This window comes from Kangiella geojedonensis (assembly GCF_000981765.1).
Lineage (GTDB): Bacteria > Pseudomonadota > Gammaproteobacteria > Enterobacterales > Kangiellaceae > Kangiella > Kangiella geojedonensis.
On record NZ_CP010975.1, the window covers coordinates 301,633 to 324,704 of the forward strand.

Here is a 23,072-nt window from a genome sequence, read left to right on the forward strand (position 1 = left end):
TAAGTAATAAGTAATAAGTAATAAGTAATAAGTAATAAGTAATAAGTAATAAAACTATGATTAAAAAGATCGTTATTGGTGTTATGGCTTTGCTACCTTTGACCGTTAATGCGGGTTCTACCAATGCAAAAATTGAGAGAATTCTTTTTTTGGAAACGGGGGAAGTAGGACTCGTATATGTTTACCCCGAGGGTGGTGTGAATAACCCACCTGAATGCCATGGGGCTAACAGGGATTACATATCATTTGATGCGTCGAGGCCTATGGCTAAAGAGTATATTAGTGGTCTTATGGCGGCAATGATGGCGGATAAAAAACTTACCCTAAGGACTGAGGGTGACTGCATTGATCAGGGTGTTTCTGATACGTTGAAGTATTTCTCAATTCATAAAAATTAGTCGGTAATATAAATAATAAAGGATAGGTTTTACAGGATGAAAATTTTAGTTTTCTTGTCTTTATAAGTCCATTAAGTGTATTTGCGGGTTCATGGTCTGACTGGGCGGTACCTTCTCGTGTTGATGTTGAGCGCGGAAATGGCGTAATGGTTTGGGGTAACTTTGGGAATGCAGAAAATTGTGCTATTGGTAATCGAATCTATATCCCAGAGAGCCACCCTCAATACGACAAGGCCTATGCAATGGTTTTGGCTGGTTTTTCAGCGAATAAAGAAGTTCACTTTTATGTAACAGGATGCCAAAAAGTGGGATGGTATAACAGTACTGAGGATGCATTTAATTATTCTGTGCATACCATTCATATACGCCAACCCTAATCTGGAGAAATAATGAAGAAAGCTGCTTTTTGTCTCAGTTTGTTAACATTGCTATCACTTTCCTCTACAGTGTTTGCTGAGCAGCCGAGCTGTCAGTATAGTTCTGGAGTCGCTCCATATTGTAGTTATAAAGGTAAAGTAAAAAGAGTTTATGTAAACGACAGAAGTCAGATACTTTTGTACTTTGATACAACTTTGCCTGTACCAGAAGCAGAAAAGGTGGGCTATTCAATTACGCATGGGAATGCGGCGATATACAAAATCAGTAATAATGCTGATTTCGCAAAAATGTTGTACTCTACTCTTCTCTCAGCCAACACACAGGATCGAAATGTCAGCATTCAAATGAGAGGTGTAACGAGCGGTTATATGACAATTGATAGGATTTGGTTTGGTGATTGATATGCTCAGAACCGCGATGTTTACAGTATTAATTCTCATATCAGAAATAAGTGCTGCGGTGAATAGCCAGTGGCAAACCTCAGCAATAGAGAAAATCTACCCACTCTTGACAGGAGACTTTGTACTCACTTTCACAGAGATAAATACAAATTGTCGTGATGGGGCTAGTAATGCTTATTATTACGTTAAAGAGGGCGTTAATGGCGTTAAAAGAGAAGGCGTTAAATCAATGTTAAGTGTTGCGCTTTCGGCTGCCTCAATGGGCAAAGAAATTACGGTAAACTTTGATGCAGATTTAGATTCTGGTGCAATTAACAGATTATATATAAAGTTTTAAAAAATAAAAGCCCCGAGTCGGGGCTTTATTATTCTACTATGCGGCGTTACGTTCGTCCTGAGAAGATTGATGATCCTCGTACATCTTTTTGAGTTTGCTGGAGTTAGCCAGTAGATACTCGAAGGATGCCAGTGATGCTTTAGAGCCTTCGCCCATAGATACGACGATTTGTTTATACGGCACCGTGGTGACATCACCGGCAGCATAAATACCCGGTTGCGAGGTTTCGCATTTTTCGTTAATGACGATTTCACCGAACTTTGTGGTTTCGACCACATCGCCGAGGAAGTGACTGTTAGGCACTAGGCCAATTTGTACAAAGACACCTTCTAATTCAATACTGTGGTTTGTTTCGGTTGCTCTATCGGTATACTCGATAGAGGATACTTTTCCATCAGTAGCGTGTATTTCTTTGGTAGCAACGTTTTTTAGAATCGTGATATTGTCTTTTGATTCGGCTTGGTCGACCAATACTTTGTCGGCTTTTAAGTCGGGCATAAACTCGAAGACGGTTACAGATTTCACGATACCTGCTAGATCCAACGCCGCCTCGATACCAGAGTTACCGCCACCGATGACGGCAACATCTTTACCTTTAAAGAATGGGCCATCGCAGTGCGGGCAGTAAGCCACACCATTACCGACGTTTTCTTTTTCACCTGGAATACCCAGTTCTCTCCATTTAGCGCCTGTGGCGATAATCATGGTTTTAGTATCAATAACTTCGCCAGATGACAAGGTGATATTTTTGATATCGCCTTGGCTCACTTCTGTCACGCGCAAATGTTCTTTGACCGTAACATCATACTCGTTTAAGTGTGCTTGTAACGCACCTGATAATTCAGGACCTGTGGTTTTTGGCACAGAGATTAAGTTTTCAATACCCATGGTGTCTTTAACTTGGCCGCCGATGCGGTCGGCAATTAACGTCACTTTTAAGCCTTTACGAGCGCTGTAAATAGCTGAACTGACGCCCGCTGGGCCACCGCCGATAACGACGACATCTTGCAGAGGTAGCTTTTCATTAGCGTCGGCTTTAGCGATTGATGGATCAAACGCTAATAACTTATCGATAAGTTCTGCCGCAGTCACTTTACCGTTGGCAAATAACTCACCGTTTAGGTAAACGCTGGGTACGCCCTGAATATCGCGCTCTTCAATGACGTTTTGGAATAAGCCACCGTCAATCATCTCTGCTGAAATGTTTGGGTTTAACACGGCAAATTGGTTTAACGCTTGAACCACGTCTGGACAGTTGTGACAGCTTAAGCTCACAAACACTTCGAATTTCATGTCTTGGTCAATATTTTTGACCATGCTTTGTAGTGAGCTATCTAATTTTACCGGTGTTCCTGCAGATTGAAGCACTGCAAGCACTAAGGAGTTAAACTCGTGTCCTGAAGGGATTCCTGAGAACTGGATGCCGCTGTCTACGCCATCGACTTCCAGTAAAAAGCTAATGGGACTACGTAATAAGTTTACAGAGCGTTCTTCAACATTAATACGATCACTAACGCTAGCAAACTGCTCTAAAAAGTCTTTCAGTTCCTCGCGCTTTGAATGTTCACCGTTTTGCAAGACGAAAGTCACCGTCTTTTGCATCTCGGCGGTATAGCTTTTCAAAGCTTCTAGAATTTGTGTATTTAGCATGATATTCACCTTGTCTTGCAATTGTTTTGGTTATTCCCGCTTTAAAGTGTAAGTGTGCGGGAGTGACGCTCGCTTGGCGCTGTTGACCAAGCGAGCCATAAAGTCGATTAAATCTTACCGACTAAGTCTAAAGATGGTGCTAATGTTTCTTCACCTTCTTTCCAAGCTGCTGGGCAAACCTGGCCTGGGTTGTCACGTACGTATTGAGCGGCTTTGATTTTACGAACCAACTCATCAGCATCACGACCTACACCTTCAGCAGTAATTTCCATGACTTGGATAACGCCGTCAGGGTCGACCACGAAAGTACCTCGATCTGCAAGGCCTTGACCTTCACGCATCACTTCGAAGTTGCGAGTGATTTCACCTGTTGGGTCACCGATCATGCCGTATTTGATTTTGCCAATAGTGTCAGACGTTTCGTGCCATGCTTTGTGAGTGAAGTGTGTATCGGTTGATACTGAGAACACTTCTACGCCACGACTTTGTAGTTCTTCGTAATGATCCGCTAGGTCACCAAGCTCCGTTGGGCATACAAACGTGAAGTCTGCTGGGTAGAAGAAAAAGACTGCCCATTTGCCTTCGATGTCTTTGTTTGATACTTCAACGAACTCGCCGTTCTTATAAGCTGTCGCGTTAAATGGCTTAATTTCAGTATTGATAAGTGCCATGTGTGGCCTCCTGTTGATTCATTTAAGGTTGTATGTGATTACGGTGTTAAGTATAAGGATAAGCATGATTTAGTAAATTTGAATTAATTGATGCTTATGTTCTAAAATAGTGAACATAAGCAAGCAATAGGATTATCATGATTTCTTTTAAACAGCTGACGTACGCTTTGGCCGCCGCGGAAACATTGCACTTCAAAAAAGCTGCGGAAAAGTGCAACATTAGCCAGTCCGCCCTCAGTACCGCCCTTAATCAACTGGAAGAGCAACTGGGTGTGCAAATTTTTGAGCGGGACAATAAAAAAGTCTTGGTGACACCAATTGGGCAGGAAGTTTTGGACCGGGCGCAACAGATCGTTTTACAGGTTAGTGCGCTGGAGGGGCTGTCTGAGAACTTGCTGGATCCCTTGAGCTTTCCTTTATCTGTGGGTGTGATTCCGACGATTGCTCCTTATTTATTGCCGAAAATGTTTCCGCTACTACATGACGAGTTCCCAGGCGCTGAGTTACGAATCGTTGAAGAGCAGTCGCATGTGTTAGTGGATATGGTGCGAAGGGGTGAGTTGGATACGGCCATTTTAGCCTTGCCTTATCCTCATGATGGGCTTTTATCGTTAGAGTTTTGGCAGGAGGACTTTTATTGGGTTACGTTAAAAGATGATAAATACAGTGGTTTAAAAGAGATAACCAGTGACGAGCTCACTCATAGTAACTTAATGTTGCTGAAAGAGGGCCACTGTTTAAAGGACCACATACTTGATGCCTGTAAGCTGACTGAGCAAGCTGCTAATCATGGGTTTGGTGCAACCAGCCTCAATACCTTGGTGCAGATGGTAATGGGACGACTCGGGACCACCTTGATTCCAGAAATGGCGATGGAGCAATTGATTTCACAAAACAAGGAGTTAAAGGCGGTACATCTGAATGAAAAAGGACCGCACCGCAAAATTGCTTTCTTGATACGCCCAAACTTTACTCGTTTAAACAGTGTGGATGCTCTTAAGGCCATTTGCCAAAAAGCCCTCGACGACTAATTTTAGTCATTTTGCTAAGGAGCAAGCTCTAGGCTAGGGCGCGGTTTTGTGTATAATGCAATGTTTTAAATCTCAGCATAAACTCTAGGTTTCCTGACAAATGCAGCAGTTATTTGAATTCTTTAGCAACCATCCATTCTTAGGTTCGGCGTGGTTAGCGTTCGCGCTTTTGTTGTTGATTAGTATTATTAAAACCATGACCAGTGGCTCTCAGGCTTTAACGCCATTGACAGCGACTCAAATGATCAACAAACAAGATGCGCAAGTGGTTGATTTAAGGTCAGTTGCTGACTTTAATAAAGGTCATATTCACGGTGCCATCAATATTCCTTTTACTAAATTGAAGGATAGCACTAAGGACCTTGAAAAAAATAAGCAGGGCCCCATTATTATGGTTTGTGCCACTGGAATGCAGTCTGGTAGTGCCGCAATTTTATTGCGCAAGCACGGTTTCCAGCAAGTGCATAAATTGAAAGGTGGTATCCAGTCTTGGACTGGTGACAATTTACCTCTGACAAAAGGTTAAGCAATAATTATGGCGACAGTTGATATCTATACCAAAGGCTATTGCCCATTTTGTGTACGAGCAAAGCATTTACTGGATAAACTAGATGTTGATTACAACGAAATAGCGATTGACGGAAACAGTGAGTTGCGCCAAACCATGATTGAGATTGCTGGCGGGCATACAGTGCCACAAATCATTATCAATAATCAGCCGATTGGTGGCTGCGATGATTTGTATGCATTGCATGCGGCGGGCAAGTTAGAACCTATGTTGGAACAATCGTAATTATTACAACAACTCAAAACATTAAATATTAAAGAGAGTACAGTTATGGCAGATGAAAATTCAGCAAATCAAGCAGCAGGCGAGCAACAAGTTGAAACTCCTGAGGGTGTTCAATTAGTCATTCAAACGATCTATGCAAAAGATATCTCGTTTGAAGCTCCTAACTCACCAGAAATCTTCCTGGAGCAGTACAAGCCCGAGATTAGCGTGAACCTGAATAATCGCGTTAAAGACCTAGAAAATGATAGTTATGAGACAGAACTACAGGTAACTGTAACGTCTAAAGTTGGTGAGAAAACTGCTTTTATTGCAGAAGTTAAATATGGTGGAGTTTTCGCAATTAAAGGTATGGACGATGAAACTCGTTCACGCTTATTAAGAACTTTCTGCTGTGAACAGTTGTTACCGTATGTTCGTGAAGCAATTTCGGAAGCAGTTTCACGTGGTGGCTTCCCGCGCTTCGTACTTCAGCCAATAAACTTTAACTCTTTATACCAACAAGCCCAGCAACAAGCTGCACAGCAGGGCGAAGCTAACGCTTAATGGCTGATCTTAAGTCTTTTGCGGTTCTGGGCGCAGGCTCGTACGGAACTGCTCTAGCTATTGTTTTAGCGAGCAATGGCCATCAGGTAAACATGTGGGCGCGTGATGCGGCTCAGGCTGCAACTATGCAAGCTGAGCGTAGCAACTCGCGCTATTTACCTGATGTGACTTTTCCAAAGGGACTAGAAGTAACTGATGATATCGCTAAGGCTGTTTCTGACTCAGATGTGGTTTTAGTCGCTGTCCCCAGTCATGCTTTTCGTTCAGCTTTGCAATCCATAAAACCACACCTAATTAACGAGTTACCTATTATCTGGGCGAGTAAAGGTTTAGATCCTGATACCGGTGATTTGCTGGGTAATGTCTTAAAAGAAGAGCTTGGAGCATCTCAGCCTCACGCTATTTTGTCTGGACCTAGCTTTGCCAAAGAGATGGCTCGAGGAATGCCAACCGCGATTAGCTTGGCATCTGATGACCCAGAGTTAGCAGAGCAATTAGCACTCGACTTCCATAACGAACGATTCCGAGTTTATATCAGTAGTGACGTTATCGGTTTACAGATCGGTGGTGCGGTTAAGAATGTGGTTGCTATCGGCGCCGGAATCGCTGATGGTCTAGGATTTGGTTCGAATGCTCGTACTGCATTAATTACCCGCGGACTAGCCGAAATGAAGCGCTTAGGTGTTGCTTTAGGTGGTAAACCTGAAACCTTTAATGGTATGGCTGGAATGGGTGACTTGGTCTTAACCTGTACGGATGATCAGTCACGCAACAGACGTTTTGGTTTAGCGTTGGGGCAGGGCGGTGATCGCGAAGGTGCGGAAAACGCTATCGGACAAGTTGTTGAAGGCGTAAGGAATGCTCATGAAATTCATATGTTGTCTGAGCGTGTTGGCGTCGAAATGCCCATTTGCGAAGCGATATATAAAATCATTTACGAAGGTGCGGATCCCAAAGCTGCGGCTCGTGAATTATTGACCCGCGATCTTAAAGCGGAGTCTTAAGACTTTTAAAGTCTTCTTATTGGCAGCCTTCAAAACCAAGCTGCCTCAAAGCTTCAAATGCCATGATCGCCGCGGTGTTTGAAAGGTTTAAACTTCGACTTCCTTCTTTCATCGGTATTCTCAGCAGGGTCGTCGCCAACTCTTCTAAGATGTGATCCGGCAATCCTCGTGTTTCAGGGCCAAAAATAAAATAGTCACCATCTTGATATTGGATTTGATGGTAATGCTGTTTACCCTTAGTGCTGAGCGCAAATAATCGTTGTGGCTGTTGCGAGGCTTTAAAATGTTCAAAGTCATCATGGATGATAACGTTAGCCCACTCATGATAATCCAATCCTGCACGTCGCATACGCTTGTCGTCGAGCTCAAAACCAAGGGGCTTGATTAGGTGGAGTTGCATCCCCGTGTTGGCACAAAGCCTGATGATATTGCCAGTGTTAGGCGGAATTTCAGGCTCAAATAAAACGATGTGCAACATATTATTCTTCTTCAGTTCTTGGTTCGGAGTGTTCTTGCCAGTATTTTAGTTTACGCGTAAGTGTATTGCGACCCCAACCAAGCACTTTTGACGCTTTTTGTTTATGGCCCTGAGTTAGTCGCAAAGCTGACTCGACCACAAACTCTTCAAACTGTTGTTGCATTTCAATCAGTATCTCACTATTCCCTTGGTGATACTCACTATCAATTTTCTTTTCAATTTGCTGTAACCATAAAGGAAGCTCTTGCCTTTCTCTTTTACTATCAACGGCTCGTTGGCAAAGTTTAATAACATGATTGATATCAAAAGGCTTAGGTAAGTAATCAAAAGCGCCTAGTTCGTGGGTTTTGGTTGCGAGGTCAGTGTCAGCGTAGGCTGTAATCATGATTACAGGAAGATCTGGCCACTGTTGATTAATGCTAGCCAATAATTCTAAGCCGTCCATGCCACTCATTTGAATATCAGTGATCACAAGTTGCGGTCGAGCTGACTCAATCATGCTAATGGCTTGTTGCCCATTGTCGCATGAGAGCACTTTAAATTGGGCATTACTCAACGCTCGAGCAAGCACCCAGCGAATGGAACTATCGTCATCGACAATTAATACGGTATTGTCCATATCGGAATGACTCATGAATGTTGGCCCTGGCTATTAACATGAATCACCGGCAAGTAGACGGAAAAAATCGTCTTTTCGGGCGTGCTATTAAATTCGATGAGTCCCTGCTGTTGTTGGATGAGACTTTGCGCTATACCAAGACCTAGGCCACTACTATTTCTGCCGCTAATCAGAGGGAAGAATATGCTCGGCTGTAGCTCTTGAGGAATGCCGGGGCCATTATCTTCGACTTGAACGCAGACCGTCAGCGAGTATTGCTTATCATTGATAGTGTGGCGTGGCAGTGCTCGTGTGCGAAGGGTAATGGTTGCTTCATGTTGCGAAGCACAAGCTTCGATAGCATTCTGTGTGATATTAAGAATAGCTTGGTAAACGGAGTCTGGTGCACAAAAAAAGTTGGGTAAGCTAGGATCATAGTCACGTTGTAACTCAATCTGGCTTGGTAAGTTGATATTGGATAACTCAAGCACTCTTTCGGTGACCTCATGAATATTCATGTCCACACGCGTGGCTTTGTGCGTGGACAGAAGCATCCGATCCACCAGTTGCGTCAGTCGTGATGTTTCCTGTTCGATAATATCGGTAAATTCAGTGATGTTATTATTTTGGCTATTCTTTGATTCACTAGCGAGTAGCTGTGCTGCACCGCGAATGCCGCTGAGCGGGTTTTTGATTTCATGAGCCAGTTTTTGTAACAAACGCTCGCTAACCTGACTTTGTTTCGATAAGTCATGGCTTTGGGCTCGGTGTGGTAAGTTGTTTGGATCTTGCCATTCGACGATTAAGTAGGGTTGTTCGGCTTGGAACCAGTGGCCACAGAGATCGACGGTTAACTCTTTGTCGTTAAGCAGCTTGAGTTGGACATTGTCCAGAATAAACTGACCGTTTTGGCGAAGGGCTTCAACAATCTTAGTAATGGGTAAGCTGTCACTCGCTATAAAGTAGCTGTACCTCTTTCCGGCTAACACTTTACTACTGGTCGAAAAGGCCTTCTCAGCAGCTTGATTGAGATAAATAAAGCGGCCATGGGCATCAAACGCAATAATGGCTGTGGAAAGGTTGTCGAGTAGTCGCTCGGTCTGCATGGTTGATGGTAGTTCGATAGTAGAATCAGTAGTATAGCTGGCTTAATCAAAAAACGCACCAATTTGGTGCGCTTTAATTGTGTGTTTAATTTTTTCTCTCAAAGAGTGGTGCAATATTAACGATTGAGTCTTGAGGCTCTCAATAGGTGAAAGGTTATGGATTCACTCGTTTGTACAGTATCTTTACTTTCATCATCAATGACTTGCACTGAAATTTGATGAGTTCCTCTATCCACACCATTGAGGGCAAAGTAAGGGATTTTCTGTTGTGAACCTACGGGAGAACCATCCATGATCAGTTGCAGACTATGGTTCGGTTGTAGACTCGGTGTTAGCCCCACAATGATATTGATATCACCTGAGTTTGCTCGAACCGCCTGATCATGCTCTGGGCTATCTACTGCTAAGACTTCGTACTTGAAGGGCTCCTGGCTTTTATCATCCAGCTCCTCTGGTGTGGAGAAGGTTTTAGGCTTGATGGTTGGTTTAGGTGTATCCACCACATTGGTATTGGTTTTTATCGTTATAGGTGTTGAGCCAGGAATCGGCTTATCGGTGAAAGTGACTTTGCCATTCTTGTCCACTTTTTTGTACATGACCGTTTCATTGGCTGCATTACTGAGCAAGCTGCCTGCCATGGTAAAAAGAGTAAACAATGTCAATGGTAATAGTTTCATGTCATTTCCTTGAATGGATGGACTCCCTTTAGTATCTAAAACTAGTACGGAACTGTCAAAATAAAAAGCCCGGGCAATGCCGGGCTTTTATGTCAGACTTGAATCTCTAAAGTCTTTACAGGCTGTAGTATAAGTCGAACTCTACAGGAGATGGTGTTAGCTTTAAGCGCTCGACATCTTCACGCTTAAGGTTAATGTACGCATCAAGCATGTCATCTGAGAAAACACCGCCACGAGTTAAGAACTCACGATCATTATCAAGTGCGTCAAGAGCCTCTTCTAACGAGCCTGCAACCTGAGGGATAGACATTGCCTCTTCTGCTGGAAGATCGTACAAATCTTTATCCATCGCATCACCAGGGTGAATTTTGTTTTGAATGCCGTCTAAACCAGCCATCATAAGGCCTGCGAATGCTAAGTAAGGGTTAGCCATAGGATCAGGGAAGCGAACCTCGATACGACGCGCTTTGGCGCTTCCTACGTGAGGAACACGAATTGATGCTGAGCGGTTCTTTGCAGAGTATGCCAACATAACCGGTGCTTCAAAACCCGGTACAAGACGTTTGTAGGAGTTTGTTGAAGGGTTAGTTAGAGCATTAAGTGCTTTTGCATGCTTAATGATGCCGCCAACATAATACAAAGCCTCTTCAGATAGACCTGCATACTTATCACCAGCGAAGATGTTATTGCCATCTTTGGCTAAAGACATGTGAACGTGCATACCTGAGCCATTATCGCCTGCTAGTGGCTTTGGCATGAATGTGGCTGTTTTACCGTAAGCATGAGCTACGTTATGAATGACGTACTTCATGATCTGAATTTCGTCAGCCTTTTTAACTAAAGAGTTAAACTGAGTTGCGATTTCATTTTGACCTGCAGTACCAACTTCGTGGTGGTGCGCTTCGATCACCTGCCCCATGCTTTCTAATACTAGACACATCTGAGAACGTAAGTCTTGAGATGAATCGACTGGTGGCACTGGGAAGTAACCGCCTTTTACACGAGGACGGTGACCGGTGTTACCACCTTCGTAGCTTTTATCTGAGTTCCAGGCAGCTTCAGGATCGTCGATTTTGTAAGAAGAGCCGCTGATGTCTGTTTTGAACTTAACATCTTCAAAAATAAAAAATTCAGGTTCAGGTCCAAAAAATGCTGAGTCCGCTAGGCCAGTTGACTTTAAGTACTCTTCGGCGCGACGAGCGACTGAACGAGGATCACGGTCATAACCACTCATAGTTGCAGGTTCTAAGATGTCGCAACGAAGTAATAAGGTTGCGTCTTCGTAGAATGGGTCCATTAATGCCGTGTCTGTATTCGGCATAAGAACCATGTCAGATTCATTAATGCCTTTCCAGCCAGCGATTGAAGAGCCATCAAACATTTTACCGTCTGTCAATAAATCTTCGTCAACCACACGTGCAGGAATAGTGACGTGTTGCTCTTTACCTTTAGTGTCTGTGAAACGTAAATCAACAAATTTCACATCATACTCTTCGATCATCTTTAAAACATTGTCTACTGACATTGTGCTAACCCCGAATCAAGATTGAATTTAAACTGGGCACATTATATCAACCTTGAATCTTAAAACTACGTAAAAGTAAATGTAGACGACAAGCAGCTGCACCATATTGGTGCAGAGTGCGGGTACTGACTAAAACTGAACGGGCAGTTAATAAACATGTAAAATCATGATTATTAAATGAACAGCTGTAAGTCGAAAAAAACTAAAACAATATAAAAATTTAATGAATTAAAACAGTGGGTTATGTCTTAGAACTAAGGTCGCTCATTAAAACATTAATATGTAAATTTTGTTGACCAAGGAATTTTAATGTGGTACCTATAGCATACTCCAAGGCTGTATTTTGCCATGGCCCTCTTTATGTGGGAGGCGGAAAATGGTTTTGGTAACAACAAAGAAAATTTACCAACTTATCTATAGGTAGGAATTTATGACTAACAAGACAATGATAGCGAAAGCTGTAAAAGTCGCTTTATATAGCGGTTTTGCTGCTTCTCTTGCTGTTAGCGCTCCAGCAACCTTCGCTGCAGACGAAGAAGAAGGCGCGGACGCAGAGCGAATTGTTGTAACTGGTTCTCGTTTGAAGCGTTCTGACGTTGAAGGCGCAAATCCAATTACAGTAATCGACCGTGAAACAATCGAATTATCTGGTGCATTATCTGCAGCAGAATTAATGCGTGAACTTACTTTTAACAGTGCTGGTTCATTGCGTCCACAATCTGGTAGTTCAGCTCAGGGTGTTTCTACTGTTGATTTACGTGGTATCGGTTCTGGTCGTACTTTGGTATTGATTGACGGTCGTCGTTTGACGCACTCTCCTTCAACTGGCCAAGGTCAAGATTTGAACTCAATCCCATTAGGTGCGATTGAGCGTATTGAAGTATTAACTGACGGTGCATCAGCTGTATATGGTTCTGATGCTATCGGTGGTGTTGTAAACGTTATCACTCGTCAAGACTATAACGGCGCTGAGTTGATGGTAAGCCAAGGTCGCGTAAGCGTTCCTTCAGACGGCGGTGACCGTGAGTCTGGTCACGCTTTATTCGGCTCTTCTGACGGTACTACAAGCTTGCTAGCTGGTGTATCTTGGAACAAGCGTGAAATCATTTTTGAACGTAACTTCCCTTGGGTAGGTACAGGCGCGTCAATCTTCGGTGCTAACTTTACTACTGCAGGTTCTTTCGACTTTGAAGGTATTCCTGGTGCTTGTGGTGAAGAAAACTTCTACCTAGATGGTACTCTTTGTCGTTTCAACTTCAACTCGACTAACGCGAACGAAGCTTCAAACGAAAACGAATCTATCTTCTTAAAAGGTACTCACCAGATCAATGATGACTGGGAGCTATACAGTAACGCTAGCGTTAACACAACTAAGTCTTTCGGTCGTTATGCTCCAGTACCTGACAGCACATTCTACTACTCTGATTTAGTAATTGATGCTAACAGCTACAACAACCCAAGTAACCCTAACGCTTGGTTCTACGATCCAAACAACCCTAACGCAGTTGCATATGATGCTTCTGTAGCTGGTGCACAACGTGACGTTGATATTTGGCACCGTTTCGCAGCAGTTGGTAACCGTGATAACACAGTTAACAACACAAACTATGACTTCTTAGTTGGTGCTACTGGTTATGTTGGTAACGTAGAGCTAGATTTCGGTGCACGTCGCGTACGTAACAGCACTAAAGAAATCGGTAACGGTTACTTAGCAGCAAACACAGCTTGGGGCTTCGTAAACGACTTCAACCCTGGTTATGAAACATACGGTGACAACACTAGTACGTTTGATCCTAACTCATACTACTATGGTTATAACGTTCAACAGCCATCTTCAAACCCAGACTCAGTATTAAGCGGTTCTGCGGTAACAACTTCACGTGAAAGTGACTTCAACATTGACGAAATTTATGCATCTGTAGCATTTGATCTTATGGATCTTGATGGCGGTACTATGCAAATGTTCGTTGGTGCTGAGCGTCGTGAAGAGTACTACCAAGATCTATATGACTCGCAATCAGAAGCTGGTCTAGTTGGTGGTTCTGCTGGTAACTCAGCAGGCGGTGGCCGTAGCGTAAACGCTATGTACTTTGAAACTTTAATGCCATTTATGGATAACTTCGAAGTAACTTTAGCTGGTCGTTACGATAGCTATTCAGACTACGGTAGTGATTTCTCTCCTAAAGTAGGTATGCGTTTCCAACCTACTGATGAAGTAACATTACGTGCTTCATGGGGTGAAGGTTTCCGTGCACCTACTCTTGATATCTTAACTCAAAGACCTGCTTTCTCAGCAGATTCAATCTCTGACGCAGATACGTGTGACGTATTAGTTGGCGATCGTACTGAAGAGTGTCAGATTAACGGTTTATCAATTTCAAACCCAGGCTTGTCTTCTGAGCAATCAGAACAGTACGCGTTTGGTGTTGTTTGGCAGCCTTCTGATTGGTTCGACATGTCTTTAGATTTCTCATCTGTTGAAATCGAAGATCGTATCGTTTCTTTCTCAGCGCAAACAGTTGTTAACCGTCGTGGTACAGAAGCTGGTATCTATCAGCCAGGTGATGCGAACTACGATCCACGTCCAGTAGATGACGCTATGATTGTAACTCGTGAATCACAGCCATGTTCTGTAGATCCTTCACAAACTTGTGACGTGATTACACAGGTTGTACGTGGTTCTGGTAACGAAGGTACTTTGAAAACAAGTAACATCGACTGGAACATGCACACTCGTTTTGACCTAGCTGGCGGTGTTTTAGACTCAGTTCTACAAATCAGCTATGTTAACGATTACTCTGTAAACGACGGTGATGACCTAGTAGGTATCGCGAGTCTTCCTGAGTACCGTGCACAACTACGTAACCAATACGCTATCGGTGACTTCCAGTTCGCATTAAACACAAACGTTGTTGATGCTAACGGTGAAGGCGCTAACGCAGTAGGTACATGGACTACGCATGACGTACAAATGAACTACACAGCACCTTGGGATGGTCGTATTACTCTAGGTGTACAAAATGTTGGTGAAAAACTTCCTACATTAGTAACTTACGATGGTCGTGACTATAACTTCGGTTTATACGATGGCTATGGTCGTTACACGTACGTTCAGTACACTCAAAGCTTCTAATATCTAGAGCTTTAAGCAAGACCAAGAAGGGCGAATTTATTCGCCCTTCTTTTTTATGTAGAGTAAAAGTAATGAACAAAATAGAACGTCAAAATAATTGGACAAATTATTGGAAAAATAACTCAGTAGATTCATGCAGAGATGGTATTAAAGCAAAGGCTTCACAGTTAGAAAACTTTTGGGCTGAGACCGCTGAAATGATTAAGAACAATGATCAGGTACTTGATTTATGTACTGGAAAAGGAGATGTGATTCAGCAGTTGATAAGCTACCAGCTAGGAGAAGATAAGGCATTAGCTCATTATACTGGCGTTGATTTGTCAGATATGGATAGCAGAGTTATAGAAAAAAAGTTTGGAAGCTACAAAGACAAGGTTAGATTCAAATATGGGACACATATATCAGACTTACCATTTGAAGAAAAAACATTTGAGTTTGTAACTAGTCAGTTTGGCATTGAATATGCCTTTAATGAAAATGTTATAAAAGAAATTTGCCGAGTAATGAAAAGTAAAGGAATAGCCAGATTTGCTACTCATCATAAGGAGTCAGCCTTAATAAAAGTAGCAAAACAAGAAATTCAGCATATTGATTTACTGTCAGAGAAAGGCGGTTTCTTCGATTGTATGAAAAGTTTAATCCCAGTTTTTGCGAAATTAAGAAACCCAGCCAATGCTAAAAAAATTAATAAAGACCAAAAAGCAATTAGTGCAAGGGAGCAATTTAATTCAGAAAGCCAAAAGGTTATAACTCAGGCTGAAAAATCTTCAGTGCCTGATCTTTTGCAAGAAAGTTTGAGTTTTTCTCGTCAAGTATTTGATATAGCAAAAATTAAAGGTGCTTCCGCCGCCAAAGATAAACTTATTAGTTATCACAACGAGTTAAACTTAAGTAAAGAAAGAATGATAGATCTTATTGATTCATCATTAGATAAAGTAGATTTAGAAAAATTAGATAAAAGTTTTGTAACTTATGGAAAAAAAATAACGAAAAAAGAAGAATTAAAAAATGATGGTGAGATAGTAGCTTGGGGTATAGAGATTTCTTGAACCCCAAGCATGTTATTTATTTTTTGATAACAAATATGATTTCATGATCCATTTCATCAGTGGATATTACTTCATGTTGGTTAATGCGGCACCAAGTCGGGATGTCACTCAAGGTACCAGGATCGGTACAGGTAACCTCCAGTAATTCGCCCTCGGAGAGATCTTTGAGGGCGTTTTGTGTGCGAATTACCGGCATTGGACAGAGAAGGTTTCTACAATCTAAGGTATGCTGACTCATACATGCCACTCCTGTTTAACGTCATCGGCATCCATTGGCGGGATATCCATGACATAAGAAGTGCCTTTATAGTTCTCAACTTGTACGGTGACTTGCTCAGCATTTTTTCCACCTGAATAGCGAGCAGCTATTTGGGCTGCAAGCTTGATATCATCCTTATCAAAATCACCATCCAAAAGGGTTAATGGCCCACCGTGGCTGACAGTGTGGATGCTAGTAAACTGCTTTTTATAGCCACGTAAGAAATTATTTTCACCCTCTTCGCGACTCACGATTAGCTTGAAGTTCTTTTTCGGACGAATGTGTCGACCAACTTTAAGAAGCATAATATCATCAAGCTCATAGCGACGTTCACCACGGGCATCCCATAAGTCGGCAAGCTTTTTGGAGTAATTAGCATCGGTTAAGAAGCAGCAACCACCGGCAGGCTGTGCGAAATCTTCGAAACCAAACTTTTTGGCTAACTCAAACTGTGGTTTACGGCTACGGCCAGAGAAGTCATACAACTCATCACGGTTAACCCAACCTTCGCGCTCAGGTAACGTTGGAATAAGGTTTTTCGCACATAGGGGGCGCAATAAGCGATCGTCAGCACCAGATTCTCGGGCAATGATTGGCATGGTCTCTTTACGTTGTGACTTAGGTCGTTGGCCGATAACCTCGCCAGTGATGATGAAGTCAAAGCCATTCTCTTCGGCCCAGGCCCAAGCTTGTGCCTGGTTCACCATAAAGATTTTGCAGTCGAGACAAGGGTTCAAGTTTGCACCATAACCATGTTTTGGGTTCAGTACGATATCTTTGTACTCTTCTGAGATATCAATGATATGCAGTTTTATGCCAAGCTGTTCAGCAACCCATAGAGCATTGTTACGCTTTTGTTTATCCTTGTCCTTTTTGCGGATTGCGTGCGTATGACCTTCAACACAAAAACCGGTGTAAAAATTAATTCCTTCGACATGAACTCCCTGCTCTTGAACGACTTTGGCCGCTAAAAGAGAGTCTAGTCCGCCTGATATCAGTGCCACAGCTTTACGCTGTTTAGGTTGATTGCTTGTGTTTTGTGAAGAAGTATCTAGTGTCATAACGAAAAATCAATAGCTTACAAGGAGCGCGGTGCTCAAAAAATGGACAGCGATTATATATTAGCTGGGGCTTTCACGCAAAGAAAGACCGTCTAAAAAACAAAAAACTTGTAAGTTGGAAAGGAAGTTGAGATATTAAAATAAATAATAGGTTGGGGGTTTGTGCTGCATAAACTTCAAGGGGCTTTATCCAATAGACTAAATTGGCAATTTAGCGTTGCCTATGGTGTATTGGCTTTCCTTGTTAACTATTATGCTCTCATCCCGTTATACGGAAACTTAAGCATCCACTTGGGGCAAATAATCGTTTTGGTTTGCCTGATCACTCGAGGCGAGAAGCCAGCCTTAGTGACTCTGTTTATATCTTCTTTGGGCTTATACTTGTCGACAGGTAGCCTACCGTTAGTTGGTCTAAGCATAGCAGAATTACTAGTATTAATGGTTCTCTTTAGAAAAGGAGTGCTGTTGATTATAGCTGACATGATGTTTTGGGCTGTTTTAGGTATCCCGATCACCTTCACAACTCTATTGTTCGTATACGACATCAACTCAAGTGATTTTACTCAGGTCATATTGATAAAGCAGGCGCTTAATGGCTTGCTTAGTGTTTCTTTGGCAACCATGCTTAGGGCCTTTATTCCTTATACCTGGTACTACTCACAAATTAGTGCCAACCCGCCAAAGTTATCCAAGCGTATTTTTGAACTGTGTTTAATCAGTATTGCGATTCCTTCTCTGATAGTAATGCTGGTATTAAGTGATAACTCTGCGGACAAGCTAGAGAAGCAATTACTTAATGAGCTGGATATTAGGGCTGAACATCTGCGTGAGCGAGCTGAAAACTATCAGTTGTTTCATAGGAAGGCAGTTGAGAGCCTGGCAGATACGCTTCAAAAGAACAGCAGTGGCGATAGCGAACATGAGCTGATGAGCCGATGGGTAGAGCGTTATCCAGGGTTTATCACCATGATTTTAACGAATCACCAAGGTGTAGTGATTAATGGGGTCCCTAGTCAGTCTTTCGAGAAACTGTTGCAGAGGCCGCCGAGTGATAGAAAAGTAAACGATAGGGATTACTTCAAAGTAGCTCGTGACAGTGGTCAGCCTTTTGTGTCCGATGTGTTCAGAGGGAGAGGGTTTGGGAATGACCCTATTATTGCTGTTAGTGTCCCTATAATTAGAGATAACACATTTTATGGAATAGTTGAGGGCTCACTAAACTTACCAAAGTTTGAAACAATTGATAACCTTGGAGGTATGGACTCGTTGTTAGTGGTTGATTCCTCGGAGCAGGTTATCTATGGCTCCCATGATTTACAACTTGCACCATTAGACACCGTAACGATTGAGGAAAATTCCCAGTCATATTCGAATGCCATAAAGTCGTTAACTTTAAACAATGACAAGGTGTATAACTATAAAACCGTTGAGACGAGTAATGGCTGGCACATATACATATTAAGTCCTTTTGATGAGTTGCTCGTTGCTTACCGCAATAGTTTTTATGCGCTTTTAATAGGCATAATGGTGGTGTCCTTAATTGCATCACGAATTGCCCACAAGTTTTCACAACATATTACTCGCCCTCTGGAACGATTGGTGACATATTTTTCTTCCAATAAAATTGTGCCAGCAAAGCCTGCGTCATATTTTTCGAGCCAAGAAATCGAGACTGTTAGGAGCCAACTACAACAAGCACAAAGAGTCATGATTGATTTTCAGGAGCAACTTAAAGCTAAAGTAGACAGTAAAACTGAAGAGCTCGTTGTTTTAAATGCAGAGTTGGAAAAGCTTAGCTCTCATGACCCTTTAACCGGTCTTTTGAATCGCAGAGGGTTTGAGCAAGTGGTTGATACAGTTTTCCCTCTCGCGTGTCGCAATCAGTCGAATGTGACATTAGCCATTATGGATTTGGATCACTTTAAACATATTAATGACAAATTTGGGCACAACGCGGGAGATGCATGCTTGATTACTGTTGCGCAGACAATCGAAGAGGTCTTACAGCGTGACAGTGACTACGTTGGAAGGTTTGGCGGAGAAGAGTTCGTAGCATTAATTATAGGCGAGAGTGTGGAGCAACATTCCCACCTCCTACAGTCAGTTAGGAGAATGATTGAAGAGCTAACGGTTGAATATGAAGGGGATGATATACAATTCACTATTAGTATTGGGGCCTATAGCCTTACTAATCAGTTTGATATGAATTATGACAAAATGCTGTGTACAGCCGATAAATTGCTCTATGAAAGTAAAGAAAGTGGAAGAAACCGAATGACTCATAAGAGTCAATGACTGGAAGAGAAATCGATTCTTTATCGAGATTTTAGATTAGAAGCCGTTGTTAACTAATCAAACTCTATAGGTAACTAATTATAAGCCAGACGCTTGTTCATTGCTCAATGAATAATGAATCGGTATAACTGACGAACCCGCAAGACATTCTAGAAAGGAGGCAAGAACCCCGTGACAAAATTATTTCTATCAATATGTATTCTGTTCATAACAAACCTATCTGTGGCCAAGGAAACATTATTTGATCTACCTAAAATTGAAGAAAATGCCGAGACAAAAGCAGATGAATTATTTGAGAAAGAGCAGTTTGAAAAGTCTTTTAAGCTTTACCTATCACTAGCCAAGATAGGTGATAAATACGCTCAATATATGGTATCGCTACAATACTTTCATGGTTTAGGTATTGAAAAAGACACACTAAAGGCCTATGGGTGGGCTAATTTAGCGAAAAGAAGTAAAACTAAAGAAATGAAAGATTATTACCACCTCGTTAAATCCAGTATAGGAGAGAGTAATTTACTCAGAGCCGAAACCATTAAAGCGGAGCTATCTGAGCAATATAGCGACTTGGTCATAGCCATGAGGTTGAAAAGGATGATCCGAAATACCATACCAAAATGTGGAGGCTCGCGTATAAGGGGCAACTGTAGCTTTATAAGGCATTATTGTGTTGATAATGGAAGTCAGCAAAGCTATGACCAATGTCTAAGAGAGGTTGCACTAAGAGATCCTAAAGTAATCCGTAACCTGAAGCATGACTTAGCTAAGACCGATGAATATATTGAGTTTAAGTTAAAAACCGGAGGCTCTGTCACCGTAAAAGAGTTAGGGAGCCAAGAACAAGACAAGAGTCAAACTGAAGAAAAGTGATTATTTTCTGTGCGAATCAGCCTATCTAGTATAGAATGGCGCCAATTTTTTTGCGCATATAGATTTGCTGAGACATTTATGATTGAGAAGTTACGTAATATCGCGATTATTGCTCACGTTGACCATGGTAAAACAACCTTGGTTGACAAGCTCTTAGAGCAGTCAGGAACGCTAGGAGAGCGTGCTGGCGAGCAAGAACGTGTTATGGACTCTAATGATTTAGAGAAAGAACGCGGCATTACCATTCTGGCTAAAAATACTGCCATTGAGTGGAAAGACTACCGAATTAACATCGTAGACACGCCTGGACACGCCGATTTCGGTGGTGAGGTTGAGCGTGTTATGTCGATGGTTGACTCAGTATTGCTACTGGTCGACGCCCAAGAAGGCCCAATGCCTCAGACGCGCTTTGTGACTCAAAAAGCATTTGCGCAGGGCTTAAAGCCGATCCTTGTTATCAACAAAATTGACAAGCCTGGCGCACGCCCAGACTGGGTTATGGACCAAGTGTTTGATTTATTTGATAACTTAGGTGCTACTGACGAACAATTAGATTTTGACGTGGTTTATGCTTCTGCGTTGAATGGTTGGGCTAGCCAAGATGCTGAAGAGAAAGGCACTGACATGCAGCCGTTGTTCGAAACCATCGTTGAGAGTGTTTCGCCGCCTCCTGCAAACTCTGAGGGTGGTTTCCAAATGCAAATCTCGCAACTGGATTACAACTCTTACGTGGGTGTTATCGGTGTTGGCCGAATCAAGCGTGGTCAAGTTAAAGTCAATCAGCAAGTCACTATCGTGTCAGCTGACGGAACGAAGCGTAATGGTAAAGTTGGTCAAGTATTAGGCTACATGGGCTTAGACCGCCATGAAGTTAAAGAAGCGGATGCTGGCGATATTATTGCAATTTCAGGTCTAGGTGATCTGAAAATTTCGGACACTATTTGTGATCCTAACGTGATCGAAGCTTTGCCAGCACTATCGGTTGATGAGCCAACAGTGACCATGACGTTCCAAGTCAACACGTCACCGTTTGCGGGTAAAGAGGGTAAATTTGTAACGTCGCGCAATATTCTTGAGCGTTTACAGCAGGAATTGGTTCACAACGTAGCGTTGCGCGTTGAAGAAACCAATGATCCGGACAAGTTCCGAGTATCAGGTCGTGGTGAGCTACACCTAGGCATCCTCATTGAAAATATGCGTCGTGAAGGCTACGAGTTAGCAGTGTCACGCCCAGAAGTTATTATCCATGAGGTTGATGGTAAGCTTGAAGAGCCTTTCGAAACGGTCACTATTGACGTTCAAGAAGAGCACCAAGGTAGTGTGATGGAGCGCTTGGGCGAGCGTAAAGCTGAGATGACGAATATGTCACCAGACGGTAAAGGCCGGGTTCGATTGGACTTTATAATGCCAAGCCGTGGCTTAATTGGCTTCCAAACTGAGTTTTTAACGCTTACCTCTGGTAGCGGCTTGATGTACCACACGTTTGATCATTATGGTCCATTCAAAGGTGGTGAGATTGGTCAACGCTCTAACGGCGTACTGATTGCAAACTCACAGGGTAAGGCACTGACCAATGCGTTATTCAACCTTCAAGAGCGTGGTCGTTTGTTTACTAAGCACGGTGATGAAGTGTATGAAGGGCAGATTGTGGGTATCCACAGCCGCTCTAACGACTTAACCGTGAACTGCCTTAAAGGTAAGCAGCTAACGAACGTCCGTGCCTCGGGTACTGATGAGTCGCAGGTTTTGACGCCACCAGTCAAGTTAACGCTTGAGCAAGCGCTTGAATTCATTAACGACGATGAGTTGGTGGAAGTGACGCCACAGAGTCTTCGCTTACGTAAAAAGCACTTGACGGAAAATGAGCGCAAACGTGCTGCTCGTCCGCCAAAAAACTAAGTTGATGTTCTCTATAAAGCCGCTACTCTGTCAGCGGCTTTTTTTATGCTGAAAGTTTTTTCGGCTATGCTATAGTTGGGACAAAACAAATGATAAGGGTAGGTTTATACATGCTTAAGGCAATAGCTTATTTTTCAGCAGTCGCGAGTATCTCACTCGCTGCGGGCTGTAGCACCAACGGTGGTAAGGGAGCACTAAAAACCATTAGTACGCTGTTGGGCGGCCAACATGACCAATCAGTCTTTAAAGATACTACCGTGAAAGAAGCCTTGGAGTATGAATACCGTGTCTGCTTAGGTGATTATGAAGGCCAGCAAGATAAAATGCAGGAGTGCGTTCAAGAAGCCTACGCCAAAGTTGTTGAAGAGAAAGGGATTGGCGAACGTCCTACCGATGGCGAAGTAATTATTAAAGATGTGAGTGACGACGAAGTTATTAATGATGACTCGAACGAAGATGACGCTGACGACAATTAATTATGATTGCTCTAATTCAACGGGTCACTGAAGCAAAGGTTGTTGTCGACGGAAATACCATCGGTGCTATTGAGCAGGGGCTGATGGCTCTGATTGGTGTAGAGAAAGATGATGACCAAGCAACTGCGAACAAGCTATTAAAGAAACTACTGGGCTATCGAGTATTTTCTGACGAAGACGATAAAATGAACTTATCATTAGAAGCGGTCAGTGGTGGTTTGTTGCTAGTGCCGCAGTTTACTCTCGCCGCTAATACTAAAAGCGGTATGCGCCCCAGCTTTTCAAGCGCAGCGCCTCCAGCAAAAGGGCAGGAGCTGTTTGATTATCTTGTCACGAAAGCAAAAAGCGCTTACTCGATTGTTGAAACAGGTGAGTTTGGTGCGGATATGAAGGTCCACCTGATAAACGATGGACCTGTTACCTTTAACTTACAGGTTTAG

General features: G+C 42.7%; 25 protein-coding genes. 16 read left to right on the plus strand and 9 right to left on the minus strand.

Going from position 1 to position 23,072, the window contains the following annotated elements; translation table 11 throughout:
* Window positions 1-56: 56 nt before the first annotated feature.
* From TQ33_RS01440 to TQ33_RS01455, 4 genes are all read left to right on the plus strand, one after another.
* On the plus strand, window positions 57-398 hold the full coding sequence (locus tag TQ33_RS01440) for a hypothetical protein (RefSeq protein ID WP_052735155.1): 342 nt from the start codon (window positions 57-59) through the stop codon (window positions 396-398).
* A gap of 146 nt (window positions 399-544) precedes the next feature.
* Window positions 545-775: a hypothetical protein gene (locus TQ33_RS01445; RefSeq protein WP_052735156.1), complete on the plus strand. Its 231-nt coding sequence runs from the start codon at window positions 545-547 to the stop codon at window positions 773-775.
* A gap of 12 nt (window positions 776-787) precedes the next feature.
* Complete coding sequence (locus TQ33_RS01450) at window positions 788-1,177, plus strand: hypothetical protein (RefSeq protein WP_046560484.1); 390 nt, start codon at window positions 788-790, stop codon at window positions 1,175-1,177.
* On the plus strand, window positions 1,167-1,514 hold the full coding sequence (locus TQ33_RS01455) for a response regulator receiver protein (RefSeq protein WP_144405934.1): 348 nt from the start codon (window positions 1,167-1,169) through the stop codon (window positions 1,512-1,514). Before TQ33_RS01450 ends, TQ33_RS01455 begins: the two co-directional genes overlap by 11 nt.
* Before the next feature lie 36 nt (window positions 1,515-1,550).
* Here the strand turns inward: TQ33_RS01455 and ahpF are convergent, their stop codons facing one another.
* On the minus strand, window positions 1,551-3,164 hold the full coding sequence (gene ahpF / locus TQ33_RS01460; protein WP_046560485.1) for an alkyl hydroperoxide reductase subunit F: 1,614 nt from the start codon (window positions 3,162-3,164) through the stop codon (window positions 1,551-1,553).
* Window positions 3,165-3,271: 107 nt separating this feature from the next.
* On the minus strand, window positions 3,272-3,835 hold the full coding sequence (ahpC, locus tag TQ33_RS01465) for an alkyl hydroperoxide reductase subunit C (RefSeq protein WP_046560486.1): 564 nt from the start codon (window positions 3,833-3,835) through the stop codon (window positions 3,272-3,274).
* A gap of 137 nt (window positions 3,836-3,972) precedes the next feature.
* Here ahpC and TQ33_RS01470 point away from each other — a divergent pair, with 137 nt between their 5' ends.
* The 5 genes from TQ33_RS01470 (at window position 3,973) to gpsA (ending at window position 7,206) form a co-directional block, all read left to right on the plus strand.
* The gene (locus TQ33_RS01470; protein ID WP_046560487.1) at window positions 3,973-4,866 is read left to right on the plus strand and encodes a hydrogen peroxide-inducible genes activator; all 894 of its coding nucleotides are present in this window, start codon (window positions 3,973-3,975) and stop codon (window positions 4,864-4,866) included.
* Window positions 4,867-4,966: 100 nt separating this feature from the next.
* Window positions 4,967-5,392, plus strand: a complete 426-nt coding sequence (locus TQ33_RS01475; protein ID WP_046560488.1) for a rhodanese-like domain-containing protein — start codon at window positions 4,967-4,969, stop codon at window positions 5,390-5,392.
* 9 nt (window positions 5,393-5,401) lie between these two features.
* Window positions 5,402-5,659 (plus strand): glutaredoxin 3, encoded by a 258-nt coding sequence (grxC, locus tag TQ33_RS01480; protein WP_046560489.1) that lies wholly within the window; start codon window positions 5,402-5,404, stop codon window positions 5,657-5,659.
* Window positions 5,660-5,704: 45 nt separating this feature from the next.
* Window positions 5,705-6,202 (plus strand): protein-export chaperone SecB, encoded by a 498-nt coding sequence (gene secB, locus TQ33_RS01485; protein ID WP_046560490.1) that lies wholly within the window; start codon window positions 5,705-5,707, stop codon window positions 6,200-6,202.
* Window positions 6,202-7,206, plus strand: a complete 1,005-nt coding sequence (gene gpsA, locus TQ33_RS01490) for an NAD(P)H-dependent glycerol-3-phosphate dehydrogenase (protein WP_046560491.1) — start codon at window positions 6,202-6,204, stop codon at window positions 7,204-7,206. Before secB ends, gpsA begins: the two co-directional genes overlap by 1 nt.
* 16 nt (window positions 7,207-7,222) lie before the next feature.
* Here the strand turns inward: gpsA and trmL are convergent, their stop codons facing one another.
* From trmL to glnA, 5 genes are all read right to left on the minus strand, one after another.
* A complete protein-coding gene (gene trmL, locus TQ33_RS01495) occupies window positions 7,223-7,684 on the minus strand; it encodes a tRNA (uridine(34)/cytosine(34)/5-carboxymethylaminomethyluridine(34)-2'-O)-methyltransferase TrmL (protein ID WP_046560492.1) in 462 nt (153 codons plus the stop codon).
* Window position 7,685: 1 nt separating this feature from the next.
* The gene (locus TQ33_RS01500; RefSeq protein WP_228640304.1) at window positions 7,686-8,318 is read right to left on the minus strand and encodes a response regulator; all 633 of its coding nucleotides are present in this window, start codon (window positions 8,316-8,318) and stop codon (window positions 7,686-7,688) included.
* Complete coding sequence (glnL, locus tag TQ33_RS01505) at window positions 8,315-9,388, minus strand: nitrogen regulation protein NR(II) (protein WP_046560493.1); 1,074 nt, start codon at window positions 9,386-9,388, stop codon at window positions 8,315-8,317. The genes TQ33_RS01500 and glnL overlap by 4 nt, the downstream gene beginning before the upstream one ends.
* A 116-nt stretch (window positions 9,389-9,504) precedes the next feature.
* On the minus strand, window positions 9,505-10,065 hold the full coding sequence (locus tag TQ33_RS01510; RefSeq protein ID WP_046560494.1) for a DUF4124 domain-containing protein: 561 nt from the start codon (window positions 10,063-10,065) through the stop codon (window positions 9,505-9,507).
* A gap of 115 nt (window positions 10,066-10,180) precedes the next feature.
* Window positions 10,181-11,590 carry a glutamate--ammonia ligase gene (gene glnA, locus TQ33_RS01515; protein WP_046560495.1) on the minus strand — a complete coding sequence of 470 codons (1,410 nt, stop codon included), beginning with the start codon at window positions 11,588-11,590 and terminating at the stop codon, window positions 10,181-10,183.
* 430 nt (window positions 11,591-12,020) lie between these two features.
* Between glnA and TQ33_RS01520 the strand changes: the two genes are divergently transcribed.
* Window positions 12,021-14,723 (plus strand): TonB-dependent receptor plug domain-containing protein, encoded by a 2,703-nt coding sequence (locus TQ33_RS01520; protein WP_046560496.1) that lies wholly within the window; start codon window positions 12,021-12,023, stop codon window positions 14,721-14,723.
* Window positions 14,724-14,794: 71 nt separating this feature from the next.
* On the plus strand, window positions 14,795-15,772 hold the full coding sequence (locus tag TQ33_RS01525) for a class I SAM-dependent methyltransferase (RefSeq protein ID WP_046560497.1): 978 nt from the start codon (window positions 14,795-14,797) through the stop codon (window positions 15,770-15,772).
* Window positions 15,773-15,788: 16 nt separating this feature from the next.
* On the opposite strand, the gene TQ33_RS01530 is transcribed toward TQ33_RS01525, so the two are convergent.
* Window positions 15,789-16,010 (minus strand): sulfurtransferase TusA family protein, encoded by a 222-nt coding sequence (locus TQ33_RS01530; RefSeq protein ID WP_046560498.1) that lies wholly within the window; start codon window positions 16,008-16,010, stop codon window positions 15,789-15,791.
* Window positions 16,007-17,092 (minus strand): DUF814 domain-containing protein, encoded by a 1,086-nt coding sequence (locus TQ33_RS01535; RefSeq protein WP_046560499.1) that lies wholly within the window; start codon window positions 17,090-17,092, stop codon window positions 16,007-16,009. Before TQ33_RS01535 ends, TQ33_RS01530 begins: the two co-directional genes overlap by 4 nt.
* A 465-nt stretch (window positions 17,093-17,557) precedes the next feature.
* Between TQ33_RS01535 and TQ33_RS01540 the strand changes: the two genes are divergently transcribed.
* The 5 genes from TQ33_RS01540 (at window position 17,558) to dtd (ending at window position 23,072) form a co-directional block, all read left to right on the plus strand.
* Entirely contained in the window at window positions 17,558-19,387 is a 1,830-nt protein-coding gene (locus TQ33_RS01540; protein ID WP_169745455.1) for a sensor domain-containing diguanylate cyclase, read from the plus strand.
* Between the two features lie 171 nt (window positions 19,388-19,558).
* The gene (locus TQ33_RS01545; protein ID WP_046560500.1) at window positions 19,559-20,257 is read left to right on the plus strand and encodes a sel1 repeat family protein; all 699 of its coding nucleotides are present in this window, start codon (window positions 19,559-19,561) and stop codon (window positions 20,255-20,257) included.
* A 78-nt stretch (window positions 20,258-20,335) separates the two neighbouring features.
* Window positions 20,336-22,156 carry a translational GTPase TypA gene (gene typA, locus TQ33_RS01550; RefSeq protein ID WP_046560501.1) on the plus strand — a complete coding sequence of 607 codons (1,821 nt, stop codon included), beginning with the start codon at window positions 20,336-20,338 and terminating at the stop codon, window positions 22,154-22,156.
* A 110-nt stretch (window positions 22,157-22,266) separates the two neighbouring features.
* Complete coding sequence (locus TQ33_RS01555) at window positions 22,267-22,632, plus strand: hypothetical protein (RefSeq protein ID WP_046560502.1); 366 nt, start codon at window positions 22,267-22,269, stop codon at window positions 22,630-22,632.
* Between the two features lie 2 nt (window positions 22,633-22,634).
* Window positions 22,635-23,072, plus strand: a complete 438-nt coding sequence (dtd, locus tag TQ33_RS01560; protein WP_046560503.1) for a D-aminoacyl-tRNA deacylase — start codon at window positions 22,635-22,637, stop codon at window positions 23,070-23,072.

Excerpts from the sequence above, each read along its gene's own strand:
- TQ33_RS01475 (WP_046560488.1), top strand. The coding sequence starts at position 4,967 with ATGCAGCAGTTATTTGAATTCTTTAGCAACCATCCATTCTTAGGTTCG.
- trmL (WP_046560492.1), bottom strand. The coding sequence starts at position 7,684 with ATGTTGCACATCGTTTTATTTGAGCCTGAAATTCCGCCTAACACTGGC.
- TQ33_RS01510 (WP_046560494.1), bottom strand. The coding sequence starts at position 10,065 with ATGAAACTATTACCATTGACATTGTTTACTCTTTTTACCATGGCAGGC.
- TQ33_RS01450 (WP_046560484.1), top strand. The coding sequence starts at position 788 with ATGAAGAAAGCTGCTTTTTGTCTCAGTTTGTTAACATTGCTATCACTT.
- TQ33_RS01520 (WP_046560496.1), top strand. The coding sequence starts at position 12,021 with ATGACTAACAAGACAATGATAGCGAAAGCTGTAAAAGTCGCTTTATAT.
- gpsA (WP_046560491.1), top strand. The coding sequence starts at position 6,202 with ATGGCTGATCTTAAGTCTTTTGCGGTTCTGGGCGCAGGCTCGTACGGA.
- ahpC (WP_046560486.1), bottom strand. The coding sequence starts at position 3,835 with ATGGCACTTATCAATACTGAAATTAAGCCATTTAACGCGACAGCTTAT.
- TQ33_RS01525 (WP_046560497.1), top strand. The coding sequence starts at position 14,795 with ATGAACAAAATAGAACGTCAAAATAATTGGACAAATTATTGGAAAAAT.
- TQ33_RS01535 (WP_046560499.1), bottom strand. The coding sequence starts at position 17,092 with ATGACACTAGATACTTCTTCACAAAACACAAGCAATCAACCTAAACAG.
- typA (WP_046560501.1), top strand. The coding sequence starts at position 20,336 with ATGATTGAGAAGTTACGTAATATCGCGATTATTGCTCACGTTGACCAT.
- glnL (WP_046560493.1), bottom strand. The coding sequence starts at position 9,388 with ATGCAGACCGAGCGACTACTCGACAACCTTTCCACAGCCATTATTGCG.
- TQ33_RS01470 (WP_046560487.1), top strand. The coding sequence starts at position 3,973 with ATGATTTCTTTTAAACAGCTGACGTACGCTTTGGCCGCCGCGGAAACA.
- ahpF (WP_046560485.1), bottom strand. The coding sequence starts at position 3,164 with ATGCTAAATACACAAATTCTAGAAGCTTTGAAAAGCTATACCGCCGAG.
- glnA (WP_046560495.1), bottom strand. The coding sequence starts at position 11,590 with ATGTCAGTAGACAATGTTTTAAAGATGATCGAAGAGTATGATGTGAAA.
- secB (WP_046560490.1), top strand. The coding sequence starts at position 5,705 with ATGGCAGATGAAAATTCAGCAAATCAAGCAGCAGGCGAGCAACAAGTT.
- TQ33_RS01440 (WP_052735155.1), top strand. The coding sequence starts at position 57 with ATGATTAAAAAGATCGTTATTGGTGTTATGGCTTTGCTACCTTTGACC.
- TQ33_RS01500 (WP_228640304.1), bottom strand. The coding sequence starts at position 8,318 with ATGAGTCATTCCGATATGGACAATACCGTATTAATTGTCGATGACGAT.
- grxC (WP_046560489.1), top strand. The coding sequence starts at position 5,402 with ATGGCGACAGTTGATATCTATACCAAAGGCTATTGCCCATTTTGTGTA.
- TQ33_RS01530 (WP_046560498.1), bottom strand. The coding sequence starts at position 16,010 with ATGAGTCAGCATACCTTAGATTGTAGAAACCTTCTCTGTCCAATGCCG.
- TQ33_RS01445 (WP_052735156.1), top strand. The coding sequence starts at position 545 with ATGGTTTGGGGTAACTTTGGGAATGCAGAAAATTGTGCTATTGGTAAT.
- TQ33_RS01555 (WP_046560502.1), top strand. The coding sequence starts at position 22,267 with ATGCTTAAGGCAATAGCTTATTTTTCAGCAGTCGCGAGTATCTCACTC.
- dtd (WP_046560503.1), top strand. The coding sequence starts at position 22,635 with ATGATTGCTCTAATTCAACGGGTCACTGAAGCAAAGGTTGTTGTCGAC.